The sequence below is a fragment of the Phytohabitans sp. LZ39 genome (genome assembly GCF_059359075.1).
In genome coordinates this window covers 136,526-154,469 of sequence record NZ_JCADBM010000008.1, presented here as the reverse complement: position 1 = coordinate 154,469, position 17,944 = coordinate 136,526, and the positions used below count along the sequence as shown (strand labels likewise).

Genomic DNA, 17,944 nt, shown 5'->3' with positions numbered 1-17,944 from the left:
ATCAAGAATAGTTCCGCTCAAGCGCCGCTGGGCCCCACGCTGGGACTATGAGACTTGGTATCGACATCGGCAAGGTCATCATCAACGGGCCGGCGCACCCCGAGGGCGGCGACACCGCGTTCTTCACCGGCGACACCGCGCGGCTGCTGCGCACACCCTCGATGCCGGGGGCTTTCGAGGCGATCGCGCGGCTCGTGACGCTTTTCGACGGGCGGGTGTGGCTCGTCTCCAAGTGCGGCGAGCGGGTGGAGCGGCGCACACTCCAGTGGCTCGCGCACCACGACTTCGCCGGCCGCACCGGGATCCCGCCGGACCATGTGCGCTTCTGCCGGCAGCGGCGGGACAAGGCGATCCACTGCGCGGAGCTGGGCATCACGCACTTCGTCGACGACACGCTCGAGGTGCACGAGGCGCTGCGCGGGCTGGTGCCGCGCCTCTACCTCTTCGGGTCCGGGGAGAGCCAGCCGCGGTGGCTGGAGCACACACCGACGTGGGCGAGCGCCGAGGAGGCGATCACGGCGACGTTCGCAGAAACCGCGGCGGGACGTGGTCGGTGAGCCACACGCCGTTCGCGCTGCGGTAGAACGCGTGCCCGGCCGCGGCCATCGCCGCCGCGTCGACGGCCAGCACCGCGATCGGCCCGCGCCGTCGCCGGCCGACGACCTGCGCGGTGGTGACATCGGGCGAGAGGTGAACATGGTGGCGCCCGCCCCGCTCCAGCCCGCGCGCCCGGATCGAGGGGAGCGCCGCGGCCGACGTGCCGTGGTAGAGGACCGGCGGTGGTGACACCTGGTCGAGGCCGAGGTCGACCGGCACCGAGTGGCCCTGGCTGGCGCGGATCTCGTCGCGGCCGTCGGGCCGGCGGCGGATCGCGTACCGGCGCTTGTCGTTGCCGGCCACCACCGCGTCGAGGTCGGCGCGGCTGACCGAGGTGCCGAGCGCGGCCAGCAGGTCGTCGACCGCCACCCAGCCCCGCGAGTCGAGCGTGAGGCCGACGCTGGCCGGGTCGTGGCGCAGGATGTACGACAGGCGCCGGCTCAGCCGGACCAGCGCGGCGCTATCCACGCTTCCAGACCGCGTCGTCCGGAGGATCAGCACGAGACGGCGGCGGCTCGGCATGGGACGGCGGCGCCTCGGCGCGTGACGCGGGCTCAGCACCGGACGGCGGCGGCTCGGCATGGGACGGCACGGCCGCCACGACCGGAGAGACCGCGCGCTGCCACCACTGGGCCAGCCCCACGCCGGCGAGCACGAACAGCGCGCCCACCAGCGCGAACCACGCCGTGATCTCGACGTTTTCGCGCTGGAGCGTGATCGAGTCGGGCAGGTCGAGCAGCACCTCGGTGAGGGCGTCCGCGTTTTCGGCCTTGAAGAACTCGCCGCCGGTCAGGTCGGCGACCTCGGTGAGCGTGCCCTCGTCGGCCTGCATGTAGCGGCCGCGGCCGCCGAAGCCGCCGAACGGGCCGCCGCTCCCGTCACCCCGGTACGCCGCGTCGCCGCTGATCTGCTCGCGCGTGCAGATCGACGGCGCGGGCTCGGTGCTGCCGAAACCGATCGTGTACACGCGGAGCTTGCGCGCGGCCGCCTCGCCCGCGGCGGTGACCGGGTCGACGCCCTGCGTGTTGCGCCCGTCGGTGAGCACGACGATCGTGTCCGGCTCGTAGGCGCCGGCATCGCCGCTCGCCGGCGGCACCTCGACGCCGGTCGGCGCTACGTCCGGGTTGATCTCGGCGATCGCGTCGACCGAGGTGAGGATCGCCTGGCCGATCGCCGTGCCGCGGGAGGTCTTGAGGTCGTCGATCGCGGCGAGCAGCGCGTCCTTGTCGTCGGTCGGCTCGACCAGCAGCCCGGCGATCGCCGAGAAGGTGACCAGCCCGATCCGCGTGCCCTCGTCGAGGTCCTTGACGAACTCGCGCGCCGCCTCCTGCGCCGCGCTCAGCCGGTTGGGCTCGACGTCGGTGGAGCACATCGACGCGGAGACGTCCATGGCGAGCAGGATCGTGGCGGAGTTGGACGGCACCGGCACCGAGGCCTGCGGGCGGGCGGCGCCGGCGGCGAGCACAACGAGCCCGGCGGCGAACAGCCAGAGCGGGACGCGCCGCCGCCACAGCGAGCGGCCGGGCAGCGCGGCGCGGATCAGCGTGACGCTGGAGACCCGCACGGTCTCGCGGCGGCGCCGGCGGCGCAGCCACCACCGGTAACCCAGCAGCAGCGGGAAGGCCAGGAGCGCGGTGAGGGCCCACGGCCAGGTCAGCGACATCAGAGGATCCGTCCGAACCAGGAGATCATGAGCAACCCGCCGATCGTGAGCAGGATCAGCGCGATCGCGACCGCCGCCCCGGTCAGCTCGACAAGCTTGTCTTCCGTGGTGATGCGCAGGTCGAGCGAGTCGTAGACGTCGTTGAGGGACCGTGCGTCCTGAGCTCGATGGTAAGAGCCGGCGGTGGTCTCCGCGACCTCGGTGAGCAGTTCCTCGTTGAGCGCGGTCGCCATCTGGTACCCGTCGACCTCGATCGTGGCGCCCTCCACCGTGCCGACGCCGACGGTCTCGATGTGTACACCCGCGGTCGCGGCGAGCTCGGCGGCGGCGAGCGCGTCGGGCCCGCCGGTGTCCTCGCCGTCGGACAGGAGCACGATCGTCGCCGAACGCCAGTAGCCGAGATCGGGCGGCGGCTCGGCCGCGTCCGGGTCGGGCAGGCTCACCGGCTGGCCGACGATCGCGGAGAGCGAGGCGAGGATCGCCTGCCCCAGCGACGTGCCGCCGGCGACGGTGAGCCTGTTGATGGCCGCGACCGTGCTGTCGTGGTCGGCGCTGGGCAGCTGGGTGGTGAGCGCGCCCTGCCCGAAGGCGACGATGCCGACGTCCACTGTGTCCGGTTGCGCGCGCACGAACGCGGCCGCCGCGGACTGGGCGGCGGCGAGGCGGGTGGGCGTGACGTCCTTGGCGCCCATGCTGTTGGAGACGTCGAAGGCGAGGATCACCGTGCCCGAGGCGCGCGGCACCGGCACTGTCGCTTGTGGACGCGCGACGCCGAGGAAGAGCAGCACCAGCGCGGCGAGCATCAGCAGCGGCGGCAGATGCCGCCGTACGCGCCCGCGCCGCCGGGTGGGCTGGAGTCCGGCGGCCGCTAGCGCCGCCGCCCGCCGCCGCTGGAGCAGTTGGTACGCCACGAGCAGCCCCGCGCCGACCGCCACCGCGACGGCCAGCAAGAGGGGGTACTCGAAGCTCACGCCCGCCTCCGTTTCGACCGCTGTGCCATGTCGACGAGCGCGCCCACCAGGTCCTGGTCGGTGCCGAGCCGGTGGTCGACGGCACCGGCCCGCCGCATCGCGCCGGTGACCGCGAACTCGCGGGCGTCGACCTCGGCCCGCAGCCGCCGGCGGAAGAGCGGGTCGCTGGTGTCGGCCAGCAGCTGCTCGCCGGTCTCCGCGTCTTCGACCAGCACCAGCCCGAGGTCGGGCAGGTCGAGCTCGGCCGGGTCGACGACCCGGATCGCCACCACCTCGTGCCGCAGGGCGAGCCGGGTCAGCGCCGGCTCCCAGTCGAGCTCGCCGATGAAGTCGGATATGACGAAGACGAGCCCCCGCCGCCGCGCGGTGGCCGCGGCCAGGTGCAGCATCGCCGCGAGGTCGGTCGGGCGGCGGTCGTCGCGGGCCGGCCCGTCCTTGGTCAGCTCGTGGGTCAGGTGGAGCACGTGGGTGCGCCCGGTGCGGGCCGGGACGACCCGCTGCACCTGGTTGTCGTAGAGGATCGCGCCGACCCTGTTGCCACCCTGGGTGAACAGCCGCGCCAGGCACACCGCCAGCTCGGTCACCACCGAGGCCTTGCCGGCGCCGACGCCGAAGCGCATGGACGCGGACCGGTCGAGCACGAGCCAGGCGGTCACCTCACGGTCCTCTGTGTACTGCCGGACGTAGGGCTCGTCGAGGCGGGCGGTGACGTTCCAGTCGATGTGCCGCACGTCGTCTTCGGGCGTGTAGCCACGCAGGTCGGCGAAGTCGATGCCGGTGCCCCGGAACACCGTGCGGTAGGCGCCTTGCAGCCGCCCGTCGAGGCGGCGCACGACCTGCCACTCCAGGCGGCGCAGCAGGCGGTCCGGCGGGCTCGTCACGACACGGCCGCTCTGGCCCGCGGCGGCGCGTCCGGCGCGGGCAGCGCCTCCAGGACGCGGGTGAGGATGGTGTCCGGGGTGACGTCGTCGGCGAGCGCCTCGTACGACAGCACGAGCCGGTGCCGCAGCACGTCGAGCGCGAGGTCGGTGAGGTCGGTCGGCACCACGTAGTCGCGGCCGCGCACGAACGCGAGCGCGCGGGCGGCCAGCACCAGGTTGATGGAGGCGCGCGGGCTGGCGCCGAAGCTCACGTACCGGGCGAGGTCGTCGAGGCCGACGTCGGCCGGGCGGCGGGTGGCGGCGGCGAGCCTGACTGAGTGCTCGATCAGCGCCGGGTCCACGTACACCTGCTCGACCTTGGCCTGCATCGCGATGAGCCGCTCGGGGTCGGCGACGGCCTGGGTGGCCGGCGGCGCCGCGATGGCCCGCTCGACGATGACGAACTCCTCCGTGGTGCTCGGGTAGCCCACCACGACCTTCATCATGAACCTGTCGACCTGCGCCTCGGGCAGCGGATACGTGCCCTCCGACTCGATCGGGTTCTGCGTGGCCATGACCAGGAACGGGCGCGGCACCTGGTGGGTCTCCCGGCCGATCGTCACCTGCTGCTCCTGCATGACCTCCAGCAGCGCGCTCTGCACCTTGGCCGGCGCCCTGTTGATCTCGTCGGCGAGCAGCAGGTTGGTGAAGACCGGACCGAGCGACACCTGGAACTCGCCGGTCGGCTGGTGGTAGACCCGGGTGCCGACGATGTCGGCGGGCACGAGGTCGGGCGTGAACTGGATCCGGTGGAACTGCCCGCCGATCGCGCTGGCGAGCGCCTTGACGGCGAGCGTCTTGGCCAGGCCGGGAACGCCCTCGACGAGGATGTGACCGCGGGAGAGCAGCGCCACCAGCAGCCGCTCGAGCAGGGCGTCCTGGCCGACGATGGTCTTCTTGACCTCGTAGAGAACCTGCTCCACCGGGGTGTCCATGCCTACCACGCTCCGTCGCTCGGCGCTCGTTCGCCGTCGTGGTCGAGGCCCGTGGCCTCGCAACTCCCGCTCATCCTGTGTCCTATCGCTGTGGGCCGTTGCTGCTGCCGGGGCCGCCGCCGAGGGCGGTGCCGATCGGCACCGCGAAGCCGATGCCGATGAACGTGCCGGCCTTGGTCGGGTTGGCCAGGGCGACGACGATGCCGACCGTCTCGCCGCGGGTGTTGACCAGCGGGCCGCCCGAGCTGCCCGGGTTGACCGCGGCGTCGAACTGGATGAGGCCGCCCAGCCGGGTGCCGTCGTCGCCGGCCGCGGCGCGGTCGAGCCCGGAGACCACGCCCGCGGTCGCGCTGCTGGTCATGCCGAGCTGGTTGCCGATCGCGACGACCGTGTCGCCGATCGCGAGGCGCCCCGAGTTGCCGATCGTGGCGGGCACGAGCACCTGGGGCAGGCCGGTGACCGCGAGCGCGGCGATGTCGTTGGCCGGGTCGCTCGCCTCGACGGTCGCCGCCGAGCGCGTGCCGTCGGCGAACGTGACCCGCACCGCGCCGCCCTTGACCACGTGCAGCGCGGTGAGGATGACGCCGGTGTCGCTGGCCACGACGCCGGTGCCGGTGCCGGCGACCTGGTTACCCGCGGCGAGCCGCTCGACGATGACCACCGAGGGGGCCACCGCCTCGTAGACCTCGGCGGGGGTGAGCGCCTCGACGGCGGTCGGCTCGGGCGAGGGTGTCGGCTCGGCGGCGGGCTCGCCGCCGCCGGGGCCCCATCGGACCAGCGCGACCGCGAGTAGCAGGAGCGCCACGACCGCGGCCGCCCAGAGTACGGTCCAGCGGCGCATCACAACACGATAACGGTGGAGGAGTCACACAGGCTAGCCTGCTGTGAGCGCTCACAGTATGGTTGCCGCCATGAGCGAACGCCTCTGGTACGAATCCTTCGCCCCGCCACCGACCGCCCGGCCCGCCCGCGCCTGGCTCGACAGCGACGCCCCGCGGCTGCCGCTCGACGGGCAGTGGCGCTTCCGGTACGCAGAGCGCGCCGACGGGCCGCTGGACTTCACCGGGCCGGCGTTCGACGACGCGGGCTGGGACAGCCTGCCGGTGCCGTCGCACTGGCAGCTGCACGGATACGGCGCCCCGGCGTACACGAACGTCACCTACCCCTTTCCGCTCGACCCGCCGCACGTGCCCGACGAAAACCCGACCGGTGACTACCGGCACACGTTTCGCCTCCCGGCCGGCTGGCCGCCCGGGAGCACGCTGCTCCGCCTCGCCGGCGCCGACTCCGCCGCCCGGGTGTGGCTCAACGGCGTCGAGCTCGGCCGCACCAGCGGCAGCCGGCTGACCACGGAGTTCGACGCCACGGAGGCCCTGCGGCCGGACGGTGACAACGTTATCGCGGTACGCGTCGTGCAATGGAGCGCGGGCAGCTACCTGGAAGACCAGGACATGTGGTGGCTTTCCGGCATCTTCCGCGGCGTCGACCTCGTCGCCCGTCCCGACGGCGGGATCGACGACGTCGACGTGCGCGCCGAGTACGACCACGTGACCGGCGCCGGCACGCTGACCGTCGCCGCCAGCGCCCCGGACGCCCGGGTGCGCGTCCCCGAGCTCGGCGTCGACGTGGCCGCCGGCGAGACCGTGCCGCTGGCGTCGGTCGAGCCGTGGTCGGCCGAGCGCCCCCGCCTGTACGACGCGACGGTCAGCACGGCCACCGAGACCGTGCGCCTGCGGATCGGCTTCCGCACCATCCGCGTCGAGGACGGCGTCATCACCGTGAACGGCCGCCGCGTGCTCTTCCGCGGCGTCAACCGCCACGAGTTCCACCCCGACCGCGGCCGCGCCGTCACCGAGGAGGACATGCTCGACGACGTGCGCCTCATGAAGCAGCACAACGTCAACGCGGTGCGCACGAGCCACTACCCGCCGCACCCGCGCTTCCTGGAGCTGTGCGACGAGTACGGCCTCTACGTCGTCGACGAATGCGACCTGGAGACCCACGGCTACGGCGACGTGGAATGGCGGGGCAACCCGGCCGACGACACGCGCTGGGAGGCGGCGCTCGTCGACCGGATGCGGCGCACCGTCGAGCGCGACAAGAACCACCCCAGCGTCGTGCTCTGGTCGCTCGGCAACGAGAGCGGCAGCGGCCGCAACCTCGCCGCGATGGCCCGCTGGGCCCGGCACCGCGACCCCAGCCGCCCGCTGATCTACGAGCGCGACTGGACCGGCCGCGACGTCGACGTGTACAGCCGCATGTACCTGAACGTCGCCGAGGTCGAGGCGATCGGCCGCGGCGAGGAGGCGCCGCTCGACGACCCCGCGCTGGACGCGCGGCGGCGCCGGATGCCGTTCGTCCACATCGAGTACGCGCACGCGATGGGCAACGGTCCGGGCGGGCTCGCCGAGTACCAGCGGCTGTACGAGACGTACCCGCGCCTTCAGGGCGGCTTCGTGTGGGAGTGGATCGACCACGGGCTGCGCGCGCGTACGGCGGACGGGCGCGAGTACTTCGCGTACGGCGGCGACTTCGGCGAGCTGCTGCACGACGGCAACTTCGTCGCCGACGGGCTGCTCTTCCCGGACCGCACGCCGTCGCCCGGCCTGCTGGATGTGAAGAAGGTCTTCGAACCGGTGCGGCTCACCCCCACCGGCGACGGCGGCCTGGCCGTCCACAACGGACGTATCCACAGCGGACTGTCCGACCTGGACTTCCGGTGGGTGCTGGAAGACGACGGCGAGGTGGTCGCGCGGGGCGCGCTCGAGGTGGGCGACGTGCCGGCCGGCGAGAGCGTGCGGGTCGACCTGCCCGCCCTGCCGGCCACCGAGGGCGAGGCGCACCTGACCGTGCAGGCCGTGCTCGCCGCCGACGAGCCGTGGGCCAAGGCCGGCCACGAGGTCGCCGCTACCCAGCTGCCGGTGGGCGTCCGCCGCCCGGCCGCGCCGCCGGCCACCCCGGTCCCGGTGCGGCGCGACGGCGCCCGGGTACACGTCGGGCCGGGCGTGCTGGACGAGCGGACCGGGCGCCTCGTACGCCTCGGCGGGTGGGACGTCGACGGTCCGCGCCTGCAAGTCTGGCGGGCGCCCACCGACAACGACCGCGCGCCGCACGGCGAGGCCCTCGAACCGCTCTGGCGCCGCGCCGGCTACGACCGCCTCACCCACCGCCTTGACGAGGTGACCGTCACCGGCACCGGCGCGGTGGTGCGCGTCCGGGTCGCCCCGGCCTCGTCCGACGGCGGGCTGCTCGCCACGTACACGTGGAGCGCCCTCGCCGACGACCGCCTCGGCTTGGTCGTCGACGTCGACCTCGACGGGCATCTGCCCGGGCCGCTGCCGACGCTCGGCGTGCTGTTCGCGCTGCCCGGCGAGCTCGACCAGGTGGAGTGGTTCGGCCGGGGTCCGGGCGAGGCGTACCCGGACACCGGCCTGGCCACCCGCACGAGCCGGTGGTTCCGGACGGTCACCGACCTACAGACGCCCTACGTGTTCCCGCAGGAGAACGGCCGCCGCGCGGACGTCCGGTGGGCGACCGTGACGGCCGGGCAGGGCGGCGGCGTGCGGGTGGAGGGCCGGACCCGGTTCGGCCTCACGGTGCGGCCGTGGACCGCGGAGGCGCTGGACCGGGCCGCGCACCCGACCGACCTTGTCCCGGACGGTCGCACCTGGCTGACGCTGGACGCCGGCCACAACGGCATCGGCTCCGCCTCCTGCGGTCCCGGCGTCCTCCCGCCCTACCTGCTGCCGGCCGCTCCGGCCCGGCTGGACCTGGAGCTGCGGGTGATCTGACGATGTCGACCAGGGAGTCGGTGGAGCGGCGCGCCCGGCGACTCCCTGGCCGACTCTCAGGGGAGCGGGGTGCCGGTCAGGGTCGCGCAGGCGGCCAGCAGGGCGTCCTGCACCGCGGTGTCGTAGGCCTGCTCGTTGAGGCGGACCACCCGGCGGTCGTGGAAGAACATGCCCGTCGGTGGGTCGTCCCTTGTGGACAGCCAGACCGGGGTGTCGGCGCCGGCGGAGACGTCGAGCGGGGCGGCGACGCCGCTCATCTTCGTGCGGATCCAGCCGGGGTGGACGGCGTTGCACCGCACGGCCGGGTAGCGGCGGGCGACGGCGAACGCGATCGCGGTCATCGCGAGCTTCGAGTCGGCGTAGGCGCTGTCGGCCGTCCACTGTGTCTCGTGCTGGAGGTCGTCGAGGTCGATCCGCCCGCGCGCGATCGAGTCGGAGCTGACGTAGACGAGTCGCGACGGCAGCGGCAGCAGCGCGGTGAGCAGGTAGGCGGAGAGCGCGTTGACCTGGAATGTGCGCTCCAGCCCGTCCGCCGTCACCGGCCGCGGGCCTTCGGGCGGGAGCCAGCCGGCGTTGTGCACCACCACGTCGAACGGGGCACCGGCGCACAGCGAAGCGGCCATCGCCCGGGTGGAGGCGAGTGATGCGAGGTCGCCGACCACCACCTCGCCCGCGCCGGCGTCGCGCAGCCGGGCCGCCTTCGCCTCGTCGCGGGCGTGCCGGACCACCTCGTGGCCCCGCCCGTCGAGCACCCTGGCGATCTCCGCACCGATCCCGTCGGACGACCCGGTCACCACGACCCTCATGCGGCGACTCCCTGGAAGCCGAGCACCCCGTCGACCTCCAGCGGGCGTGGCCGCACCGGCACGTCGAAGCTGAACACCTCCAGCACCGCCGGCCCGGCCTGGAGGTAGGTCATCAGGAAGCCGCGCGGGTCGTCGTGGTGGCGGATCTCGCCGATCACCGGGTAGCCGAACGTGTCGAGCGCGGCCGGCAGGTCGTCGACGGTCACCGCCACGTGGTCGAAGCGCGGCCGCTCGCCGGGCGCGACGAGGGTCTGCGCGGCGGCCAGGTCCGGCGCGTACACGTGCTGGTAGCTCAGGTTGCCCTGGACGAACTCGAGGCGTGCCCCGTCCGGGTCGAGGAAGAACGCGATCCGCACGTCGCCGAGCACGTCGGCGGGGGGCGACAGCACGGTGACGCCGGCCGCCGCGAGGTCGCGGACGCGGGCGTCGATGTCGCCGACCTTCATGCCGAAGTGGCGGATGCCGCCCTGGAGGTCGTCGTTGACCCAGCCGCCGAGGTCGCCGCCCGGCCCGACGTCGGTGACCAGGACGCGCACCGCCCCGGCCGCGAAGCACCGCGTGCGCGGCGCCGACGTCACCTCGTCGAAGCCGAGCAGGTCGCGATAGAAGGCCGCAGACCGTTCGAGGTCGCGCGAGCCGAGCCGCAACATCACAAACGGGCACCCTACCGTGACCGCTCACAGAGGCACAACCGCTAGCGGCGCACTGGAAACAATTCCGCAACGAGCCCTTGACAGGCGCGCGACGGCGCGCAGATTCTGTGAACGCTCACAGAGTAGTGAACTCAGGAGGGCACCCCCATGACTCAGCACATCCACCGGCGCGGCTTGCTAAAGGGCATCGCGACCCTCGGCGCGGCCGCCGCCCTGCCCACTTTCCTCGGCGCGTGTACCGACGACGAAGAGCCGGCGAGCCAAGCGGCCGGCGACCCCAACGCACCGGCCAACCTCACGTTCTGGACCTGGACCACCAACATCCAGAAGGTCGTCGACATCTGGAACGCCAAGAACCCCACGCAGAAGGTCACGGTCAGCAACCAGGCACAGGGCGAGGAGCTGATCACCAAGACGCTCACCGCGCACCGCGCCGGCAACGCGCCCGACCTGATCCACGCCGAGTACCAGGCGCTGCCGGTGCTCATCACCAACGGCGTCGCCGCCGACCTCACCTCGATGGCCACCGGCATCAAGGGCGAGTTCACCGACGGGACGTGGGCGCTGACCTCGTTCGGCGGCAAGACGTACGGCATACCGCAGGACGTCGGGCCGATGATGCTCTACTACCGCGAGGACCTCTTCCAGCAGATGGGTCTCACGGTGCCGAAGACGTGGGACGAGTTCGCCGGTGTCGCGCGACAGGTGCGGCAGAAGGACGCCAAGCGCTACCTCGCGACGTTCTCCTCCGGCGACCCGGGCTGGTTCGCCGGGCTCGCCGAGCAGGCCGGCGCCAACTGGTGGGTCAACGACAACGGCACCTGGACCGTGCGGATCAACGACGAGGCGACCAAGAAGGTGGCCACCTTCTGGGGCCAGCTCGTCAACGAGGGCATCCTGTCCGGCAAGCCGATGTACACCCCGGAGTGGAACAAGGCGATGACCGACGGCACGCTGATGGCCTGGCCGAGCGCGATCTGGGGCGCCGGCGTGCTGGAGGGCGTGGCGCCGAGCACCAAGGGCAAGTGGCGCATGGTGCCGATGCCGCAGTGGGACGCCACCCCGGCGACCGGCTACTGGGGCGGCTCGGCGACGGCCATCTCCAGCAAGTCGAAGCAGCGGGCGCAGGCGGAGAAGTTCGTCACCTGGCTCAACACCGACCAGGAGGCGCTCGACACGCTGATCTCCGCGGGCGGCATCTACCCGGCCGCGACCAAGGGCCAGTCGAGCACCCAGCTGAGCAAGGCGCCGGCGATGATGCCCAACCAGCCGGACTTCTTCGCCGAGGCCGCCGAGATCGCGAAGACCGCGCGGGGCTTCAACTGGGCGCCGAACGTCAACGTGACCTACAGCCAGTACAACGACATCTTCGCCAAGGCGATCCAGGGCAAGACGGACTTCGCCGCCGCCGTCGACGCCATCCAGGCCGCGTCCGTCGCCGACCTCAAGAAGCAGGGCTTCGAGGTCAAGGAGGCCTGAGGTGGTAGCCCCGGCCGCCACGGTCCGCCGCCGCCGGCCCCGCCGGCGCGGCGGCCCGACCCCGTACGTGCTCCTGGCCCCGGCGATCGTCCTGCTCGTGCTGTTCCTGCTCGTCCCCATCGGGTACACGGTGTGGCTGAGCCTGCGCGCGGCGAGGGTGACCGGCGGCGGGTTGGGGATCCGCGAGGAGACGTTCGTCGGCCTCGAAAACTACGCGAGCGTGCTCAGCGACTCCGCGTACGTCGACGGCCTGCTGCGCATGCTGCTCTACGGCCTGATAGTCGTGCCCTCGATGCTCGGCCTCGCCCTGCTATTCGCGCTGCTGCTGGACACACCGCGGGTGCGCTTCGCGACGTTCTCCCGGATCGGTATCTTCCTGCCGTACGCGGTGCCCGGCGTGATCGCGTCGCTGCTGTGGGGCTTTCTCTACCTGCCCAACGTGAGCCCGATCCGGGACGCGTTCGAGGCGGTCGGGCTTCCCGCGCCGGACTTCCTCGCGGCCGGCTCGGTGCTCTTCTCGGTCGCCAACATCGGCGTGTGGGGCGGTGTCGGGTTCAACATGATCGTGCTCTTCACCGCGCTGCGCGGCCTGCCGGGGGAGATGTACGACGCGGCCCGCATCGACGGCGCCAACGAGGTCCAGATCGCGCTCCGGGTGAAGGTGCCGCTGATCATGCCGGCCGTCATCATGACCGGCATCTTCGCGATGATCTCCACGCTCCAGGTCTACACCGAGCCGGCGACGCTGCTACCCCTCACCGACACCGTCTCGCAGACCTGGGTACCGCTGATGACGATCTACCGGGACGCGTTCGTCAACGCGGACCTCTACAGCGCCGCGGCCGCCTCGGTGGTGCTCGCGCTCGGCACGCTCGTCGTGTCGGTCGCGATGCTCACGCTGCTCCAGCGGCGCGCCTTCGGGAGGGACCGATGACGACGCTCACCGCGCCCCGGGCGGCGGCGGACACCCGGCCCGCCCAGCGCCACCGCGGGGCCGACAAGCGCACCCGGTGGGTGCCGACGGCCCTGCTGCTGCTCGGCGCGCTGTACTGCCTCGTGCCCGTGGTCTGGGTCGCGGTCGCGGCCACCAAGGGGCCGAGCGAGCTGTTCAGCACGTTCTCGTTCTGGCCGAGCTTCCACGGCGGGTTCCAGTACAACGTCACCCACCTGCTCGACTTCCGCGACGGCGTGTTCCTCAAGTGGGCGCTCAACAGCCTGCTCTACGCCGGCGTCGGCTCGGTGCTGTCGGTGGGCGTCTCGACGATCGCCGGGTACGCGCTGGCCAAGTACGACTTCGTCGGCCGCGAGCTGATCTTCATGACGATCCTCGCCGGCGTGCTCGTCCCGCAGATCACGCTCGCCGTGCCGCAGTACCTGCTGATGTCCGAGCTCGACCTGGTCAACTCGTACTGGTCGGTGCTGCTGCCGAGCATCATCAGCCCGTACGGCATCTACCTGTCCCGGATCTACGCCGCCTCGGTGGTCTCCGACGACATGCTGGAGGCCGGCCGGATCGACGGTGCCGGCGAGTACCGGCTGGCCTGGAAGGTCGGGCTGCCGCCGATGATCCCGGGCATGGTGACGCTGCTGCTCCTCCAGTTCGTCGCGATCTGGAACAACTTCCTGCTGCCGTACATCATGATCTCGGACGATGGCCGCTTCCCGATGACCGTCGGCCTCTTCACGATGCTCAACCAGGGCGCCAGCCAGCCGGCCCTGTACTCGCTGGTGGTCATGGGTGTTCTCCTGTCCGTGCTGCCGCTGGTCGCGCTGTTCCTGTTCCTCCAGCGGTACTGGCGGCTCGACCTGGTCAGCGGGGGAGTGAAGGGATGACGTCGGTGCGTTTCCCGACCGGTTTCGTCTGGGGCACGGCCACGGCCGCGTACCAGGTGGAGGGCGCGGTCGCCGAGGACGGGCGCGGACCGTCCATCTGGGACACGTTCTGCCGGGTGCCGGGCGCGATCGCCGGCGGCGACACCGGCGACGTGGCGTGCGACCACTACCGGCGGTGGCCGGAGGACGTGGCGCTGATGGCGTCGCTGGGGCTGGGCGCGTACCGCTTCTCCGTCGCCTGGCCCCGCGTGCAGCCGGACGGCGCCGGCCCGGCCAACCAGAAGGGCCTCGACCACTACCGCCGGCTCGTCGACGGGCTGCTGGAGCGGGGCATCGTCCCGTACCTGACGCTCTACCACTGGGACCTGCCGCAGGCGCTGGAGGACCGGGGCGGCTGGCCCGCACGCGACACCGCCTACCGGTTCGCGGACTACGCGGCGATCGTGCGGGACGCGCTCGGCGACGTGGTCGACCACTGGGCCACGCTCAACGAGCCGAAGGTGGCCAGCCACGCCGGGTACGGCGAGGGCATCCACGCCCCCGGCATCCGCGACCGGGCGCTGCGCGACAGGGCCGCCCACCACCTGCTGCTCGCGCACGGGCTGGGCCTGTCGGTGCTGAGCGGGAGCGGGGAGGTCGGCGTCACCCTCGACCTCAGCCCGGTGGTGCCTTACGGGGGGAGTAGGGCGGACGCCGAGGCGTACGACTACGACAACCACGGGATGTTTCTGGAGCCGATCCTGCGCGGCGAGTCCCGCCTTCCGGATGATCTTGTCCACGCCGGCGACCTCGACCTGATCAGCGCGCCGATCGACTACCTCGGCGTCAACTACTACCGGCCCCTCTACGTCCCGAGGGTGCCGCCCGAGCTTCCGGTGACGGCCGTGGGGTGGCCGGTGGTCCCGTCCGGCCTGCGTGACCTGCTCGTCGGCCTGCGCGACACCTACCCCGACCTGCCGCCGGTCTACATCACCGAGAACGGCGCCGCCTACGACGACGAGGTCGGCCCGGACGGGTGGGTCGACGACCCGCTGCGGGTGGCCTACCTGCACGCGCACCTGCTCGCCCTGCACGAGGCGATCGAGGCCGGCGTCGACGTGCGCGGCTACTTCCTGTGGACGCTGCTGGACAACTTCGAGTGGGCCGAGGGCTACTCGAAGCGCTTCGGCATCGTCCACGTCGACCACGCCGACCAGACCAGACGACCCAAGACAAGTGCCCATTGGTACGGACAGGTGGCCCGCACCGGCGCGGTGCCGCAACCCGGGCCGGAGCTCACGTGGAAAACTGAGTCCGATGAGTAGCGAGATGGCGCAGCCACACCCCAAGTCGCGCGGCGCGGCGCGGCGGGCGATGCGCCGCGGGCCGACGATCGATGACGTGGCGGAGATCGCCGGCGTCTCCCGGGGCACCGTCTCCCGGGTGCTCAACGGCGCCCGCTACGTCAGCCCGGCCGCGCTCAAGGCGGTCGAGCGGGCCGTGCGCACCACCGGGTACACGGTCAACCAGAGCGCCCGCAGCCTGGTCACCAAGCAGTCCAACGCGGTGGCGTTCGTGCTGTCCGAGCCGCAGGAGCGGCTCTTCGAAGACCCCAACTTCAGCGTGCTGCTGCGCTGCTGCACCCAGGCGCTCGCCGAGCACGACATCAGCCTGATCCTGATGCTGGAGTCCAGCGACGCCGAGCGTGACCGGGTGCTGCGGTACGTGCGCGGCGGCCACGTCGACGGGGTGCTGCTGATCTCCGCGCACTCCGGCGACCCGCTGATCGCCGACCTGGCCACCGGCGTCGTGCCCGCCGTGGCCTGCGGCAAGCCCGGCGGGGCCGAGGCCGCGATCCCGTACGTGGCGGCCGAGGACGCCGAGGGTGCCCGCCAGATGACCCGCCACCTCGTCGCACAGGGCCGCAAGCGGATCGGCATGATCGCCTGCCCGCAGGTGGTCGGCGGCCCCGAGCGGCTACAGGGATACCGCGACGTGCTCGGCCGCAAGGCCCTCAAGCGCCTGGTCGTGCACACCTCCGACTACAGCTTCGCCGCCGGCGCGGCCGCGATGCGCGAGCTGCTCGCCGAGAGCCCCGACGTCGACGCCGTGTTCGCCGCGTCCGACCTGCTCGCCGCCGGTGCCCTCGCCGAGCTGCGCCGCGCCGGCCGCCGGGTCCCGGACGACGTGGCGGTCGGCGGCTTCGACGACTCCCGGATCGCCCGCGAGACCGACCCGCCGCTGACCACGATCCGCCAGCCGCTGGAGCGCGTCGCCGCCGACATGGTCGACGTGCTGCTCCGCCTCGTCCGCCGCGAGCCGGCGTCGTCCCGACTCCTCCCCACCGAGCTGGTCCGGCGCGAGTCCGCCTGAGCTTCTGACCTTTCCGGCCGCCGCGGCGTGTACTCCTGTGACAGGGCTCGCTGACATCGGAGGACACGGGTGGAGGACGGGGATGGTTTCCAGGAGTTCGCGCGCGCCAGGCTGACGACGCTTTCCCGGATCGCGTACCTGCTCGCCGGCGACCACCACGGGGCGGAAGACCTCGTGCAGAGCACCTTGATGAAGGTGGCGCTGCGGTGGCGGCAGGTGCGGGAGACGGCTGATCCGGACGCCTACGTGCGGCGGATCCTCTACAACGAGCGGATCAGCGCGTGGCGCCGGCGTGGCCGGGGCGGCGAGGTGGTCACCGACGCTCCGCCCGAGCATGCGTCCACTGTGGACGAGTCGGAGTCCGTGCTGCGCCAGATGATGCTGCGCCGGGCATTGGTCCGGCTCACACCGCGGCAGCGGGCGACGATCGTGCTGCGGTTCTTCGAGGACCGCACGGCGGCGGAGGCCGCGGCGATTCTCGGCTGCTCGGTCGGTGCCGTCAAGAGCCAGACCCACCACGCGCTCGGCCGGCTCCGTGCCGTGGCACCGGAGCTTGCCGAGCTGCTCGACCAATCGACGGAGGTTCGGGGATGAACGGTTTGCGGGGGCTTCTGGAGGACGTGGCCGACCAGGCCAGGACCTACGACGTGACCGAACGCGCGGTGCGCGCGGCCCACCGGCGTGAGCGGCTCCACCGGTACGCGCCGCTGGCGGCGGTGGCCGCGGTGGCGCTGCTGGCGGTGGGCATCTGGGTGCCGCTCCGGCCCTCCGGCGGCGAGCCGTCGCTGGTCGCGGGCCCGGTGCCGTGGCTACCGGAGGTGGTGGCGCCGCCCGCCCAGCCTCCGCCCGTCCTCGGCCCGGACCGGCGGGTGGGGCCGGGCTCGCTGCTCTACCGGGTACAGGGCCAGGCGGGCACGATCCTGTTGACGTCGGACGGGCGGCGGTACACCGTCCCGGACCGCGACGACCGGCGCGCGCTGTCGCTCTCCCCGGACGGGCGCTGGCTCCTGCTGGGATCGGATGACCTGCTGGTGATCCAGGACCTGCGTGACGGCGGCCAGCGGCAGGTTGCCGCGACCGATGGGAGGCAGCTCTCCTGGCGGTGGTCGTCGAACGGCAGGTGGCTCGCGCTCGGCGAAACGCTCGTGCCGCCCGCCGAAAGGAGCATGATGCGCCTGATCGACCTGACCACCGGGCAGAGCACTTCGTCGCGTGCGCAGCCCGTGGAGAGGTCGATGCTGGCCGTGCTGGATTCCGGAGAGGTTCTGCTCTGGCACGCCGGTACGACGTCGCTGAGCGCGGAACACCCGTCCGGTGGTGCGCGGTCGGTCCCGCTGCGGCTCGCCGGGGCGATGCGGCCGAACGAGGGGCTCAACCCGCAGCCGGTGGCCGCCCAGGCGCTGGCCGACGGCGCCAACGTCCTCATGCGGGCCTGGGCGTTGCTGTCCGGAGGGGACGGCCGGACCGCCCTGGTCCCCGACGACCTGCTGATGCTGGACCCCGGCAACGGCACGGTGCTGCGCCGGTTCGAGCTACCCGACCCGGTGTTCCGCGGCCCGGTGGGCGGGCCGCCGTCGGTCGACCCCAGCGCCGGCACGCAGACCTCGGGTACCCCGAGCGAACCGCCCCTCGGCTGGACGGACGCCGCCTACGACAAGCGCGACTCGGTGGCGGTCGCGCCGGAAGGCGTCCTGCTGGTGCACGAGATGCTGTCCGGATCGGTGGAGCTTGAGCTGCTGGACACCCGGACCGGGGAGCTGACGGTCGTCACCCGCGCCGGCGACCGGGTCGGCGACCTGCGACCCCGCGGCTACACCCGCTGACCAGGGCATCCGCCCGATGTCTATCAGGTGTCTACATCCCCGCTGGACGCTGTTCGCGGCGTCCAGTGGGCGCCACCGAGGGCTGGCCGGCCGGCGGGCCGAAACTCGCGACCGGCCGGGT

Annotated in this window: 17 protein-coding genes; 9 read left to right on the top strand and 8 right to left on the bottom strand. The window is 72.7% G+C overall.

What is annotated here, in order from left to right; translation table 11 throughout:
• The first annotated feature begins 47 nt into the window (after positions 1–47).
• Entirely contained in the window at positions 48–557 is a 510-nt protein-coding gene (locus tag AC5L36_RS17770; RefSeq protein WP_441217340.1) for a hypothetical protein, read from the top strand.
• Here the strand turns inward: AC5L36_RS17770 and AC5L36_RS17765 are convergent.
• The 6 genes from AC5L36_RS17765 to AC5L36_RS17740 form a co-directional block, all read right to left on the bottom strand.
• Entirely contained in the window at positions 514–1,065 is a 552-nt protein-coding gene (locus AC5L36_RS17765) for an RNA 2'-phosphotransferase (protein WP_441217338.1), read from the bottom strand. The genes AC5L36_RS17770 and AC5L36_RS17765 overlap by 44 nt on opposite strands.
• A complete protein-coding gene (locus AC5L36_RS17760; protein ID WP_441217336.1) occupies positions 1,058–2,260 on the bottom strand; it encodes a VWA domain-containing protein in 1,203 nt (400 codons plus the stop codon). Before AC5L36_RS17760 ends, AC5L36_RS17765 begins: the two co-directional genes overlap by 8 nt.
• The gene (locus AC5L36_RS17755; protein ID WP_441217334.1) at positions 2,260–3,231 is read right to left on the bottom strand and encodes a VWA domain-containing protein; all 972 of its coding nucleotides are present in this window, start codon (positions 3,229–3,231) and stop codon (positions 2,260–2,262) included. Before AC5L36_RS17755 ends, AC5L36_RS17760 begins: the two co-directional genes overlap by 1 nt.
• Positions 3,228–4,112 carry a DUF58 domain-containing protein gene (locus AC5L36_RS17750; RefSeq protein WP_441217332.1) on the bottom strand — a complete coding sequence of 295 codons (885 nt, stop codon included), beginning with the start codon at positions 4,110–4,112 and terminating at the stop codon, positions 3,228–3,230. The genes AC5L36_RS17755 and AC5L36_RS17750 overlap by 4 nt, the downstream gene beginning before the upstream one ends.
• Positions 4,109–5,086 (bottom strand): AAA family ATPase, encoded by a 978-nt coding sequence (locus AC5L36_RS17745; RefSeq protein ID WP_441217330.1) that lies wholly within the window; start codon positions 5,084–5,086, stop codon positions 4,109–4,111. Before AC5L36_RS17745 ends, AC5L36_RS17750 begins: the two co-directional genes overlap by 4 nt.
• Before the next feature lie 82 nt (positions 5,087–5,168).
• Positions 5,169–5,927, bottom strand: coding sequence for a S1C family serine protease (locus AC5L36_RS17740; RefSeq protein WP_441217328.1), 759 nt, complete (start codon positions 5,925–5,927; stop codon positions 5,169–5,171).
• Between the two features lie 70 nt (positions 5,928–5,997).
• On the opposite strand from AC5L36_RS17740, the gene AC5L36_RS17735 reads away from it, so the two are divergent.
• Complete coding sequence (locus AC5L36_RS17735) at positions 5,998–8,877, top strand: glycoside hydrolase family 2 TIM barrel-domain containing protein (protein WP_441217326.1); 2,880 nt, start codon at positions 5,998–6,000, stop codon at positions 8,875–8,877.
• 56 nt (positions 8,878–8,933) lie between these two features.
• On the opposite strand, the gene AC5L36_RS17730 is transcribed toward AC5L36_RS17735, so the two are convergent.
• On the bottom strand, positions 8,934–9,683 hold the full coding sequence (locus tag AC5L36_RS17730; RefSeq protein WP_441217324.1) for an SDR family oxidoreductase: 750 nt from the start codon (positions 9,681–9,683) through the stop codon (positions 8,934–8,936).
• Entirely contained in the window at positions 9,680–10,333 is a 654-nt protein-coding gene (locus AC5L36_RS17725) for a VOC family protein (RefSeq protein ID WP_441217723.1), read from the bottom strand. Before AC5L36_RS17725 ends, AC5L36_RS17730 begins: the two co-directional genes overlap by 4 nt.
• Before the next feature lie 150 nt (positions 10,334–10,483).
• On the opposite strand from AC5L36_RS17725, the gene AC5L36_RS17720 reads away from it, so the two are divergent.
• The 7 genes from AC5L36_RS17720 (at position 10,484) to AC5L36_RS17690 (ending at position 17,823) form a co-directional block, all read left to right on the top strand.
• Positions 10,484–11,815, top strand: a complete 1,332-nt coding sequence (locus tag AC5L36_RS17720) for an ABC transporter substrate-binding protein (RefSeq protein WP_441217322.1) — start codon at positions 10,484–10,486, stop codon at positions 11,813–11,815.
• 1 nt (position 11,816) lies between these two features.
• On the top strand, positions 11,817–12,749 hold the full coding sequence (locus AC5L36_RS17715; protein ID WP_441217320.1) for a carbohydrate ABC transporter permease: 933 nt from the start codon (positions 11,817–11,819) through the stop codon (positions 12,747–12,749).
• On the top strand, positions 12,746–13,648 hold the full coding sequence (locus AC5L36_RS17710; RefSeq protein ID WP_441217318.1) for a carbohydrate ABC transporter permease: 903 nt from the start codon (positions 12,746–12,748) through the stop codon (positions 13,646–13,648). Before AC5L36_RS17715 ends, AC5L36_RS17710 begins: the two co-directional genes overlap by 4 nt.
• Positions 13,645–14,952, top strand: coding sequence for a GH1 family beta-glucosidase (locus AC5L36_RS17705; protein WP_441217316.1), 1,308 nt, complete (start codon positions 13,645–13,647; stop codon positions 14,950–14,952). Before AC5L36_RS17710 ends, AC5L36_RS17705 begins: the two co-directional genes overlap by 4 nt.
• Positions 14,945–16,000, top strand: a complete 1,056-nt coding sequence (locus AC5L36_RS17700; protein WP_441217315.1) for a LacI family DNA-binding transcriptional regulator — start codon at positions 14,945–14,947, stop codon at positions 15,998–16,000. The genes AC5L36_RS17705 and AC5L36_RS17700 overlap by 8 nt, the downstream gene beginning before the upstream one ends.
• Before the next feature lie 69 nt (positions 16,001–16,069).
• Complete coding sequence (locus AC5L36_RS17695) at positions 16,070–16,594, top strand: SigE family RNA polymerase sigma factor (protein WP_441217313.1); 525 nt, start codon at positions 16,070–16,072, stop codon at positions 16,592–16,594.
• On the top strand, positions 16,591–17,823 hold the full coding sequence (locus AC5L36_RS17690) for a WD40 repeat domain-containing protein (protein WP_441217311.1): 1,233 nt from the start codon (positions 16,591–16,593) through the stop codon (positions 17,821–17,823). Before AC5L36_RS17695 ends, AC5L36_RS17690 begins: the two co-directional genes overlap by 4 nt.
• Positions 17,824–17,944 lie beyond the last annotated feature (121 nt).

Coding starts and splice junctions, on each gene's coding strand:
- AC5L36_RS17740 (WP_441217328.1), bottom strand. CDS start 5,927: ATGCGCCGCTGGACCGTACTCTGGGCGGCCGCGGTCGTGGCGCTCCTG.
- AC5L36_RS17690 (WP_441217311.1), top strand. CDS start 16,591: ATGAACGGTTTGCGGGGGCTTCTGGAGGACGTGGCCGACCAGGCCAGG.
- AC5L36_RS17720 (WP_441217322.1), top strand. CDS start 10,484: ATGACTCAGCACATCCACCGGCGCGGCTTGCTAAAGGGCATCGCGACC.
- AC5L36_RS17760 (WP_441217336.1), bottom strand. CDS start 2,260: ATGTCGCTGACCTGGCCGTGGGCCCTCACCGCGCTCCTGGCCTTCCCG.
- AC5L36_RS17735 (WP_441217326.1), top strand. CDS start 5,998: ATGAGCGAACGCCTCTGGTACGAATCCTTCGCCCCGCCACCGACCGCC.
- AC5L36_RS17705 (WP_441217316.1), top strand. CDS start 13,645: ATGACGTCGGTGCGTTTCCCGACCGGTTTCGTCTGGGGCACGGCCACG.
- AC5L36_RS17730 (WP_441217324.1), bottom strand. CDS start 9,683: ATGAGGGTCGTGGTGACCGGGTCGTCCGACGGGATCGGTGCGGAGATC.
- AC5L36_RS17770 (WP_441217340.1), top strand. CDS start 48: ATGAGACTTGGTATCGACATCGGCAAGGTCATCATCAACGGGCCGGCG.
- AC5L36_RS17710 (WP_441217318.1), top strand. CDS start 12,746: ATGACGACGCTCACCGCGCCCCGGGCGGCGGCGGACACCCGGCCCGCC.
- AC5L36_RS17700 (WP_441217315.1), top strand. CDS start 14,945: ATGAGTAGCGAGATGGCGCAGCCACACCCCAAGTCGCGCGGCGCGGCG.
- AC5L36_RS17745 (WP_441217330.1), bottom strand. CDS start 5,086: ATGGACACCCCGGTGGAGCAGGTTCTCTACGAGGTCAAGAAGACCATC.
- AC5L36_RS17725 (WP_441217723.1), bottom strand. CDS start 10,333: ATGTTGCGGCTCGGCTCGCGCGACCTCGAACGGTCTGCGGCCTTCTAT.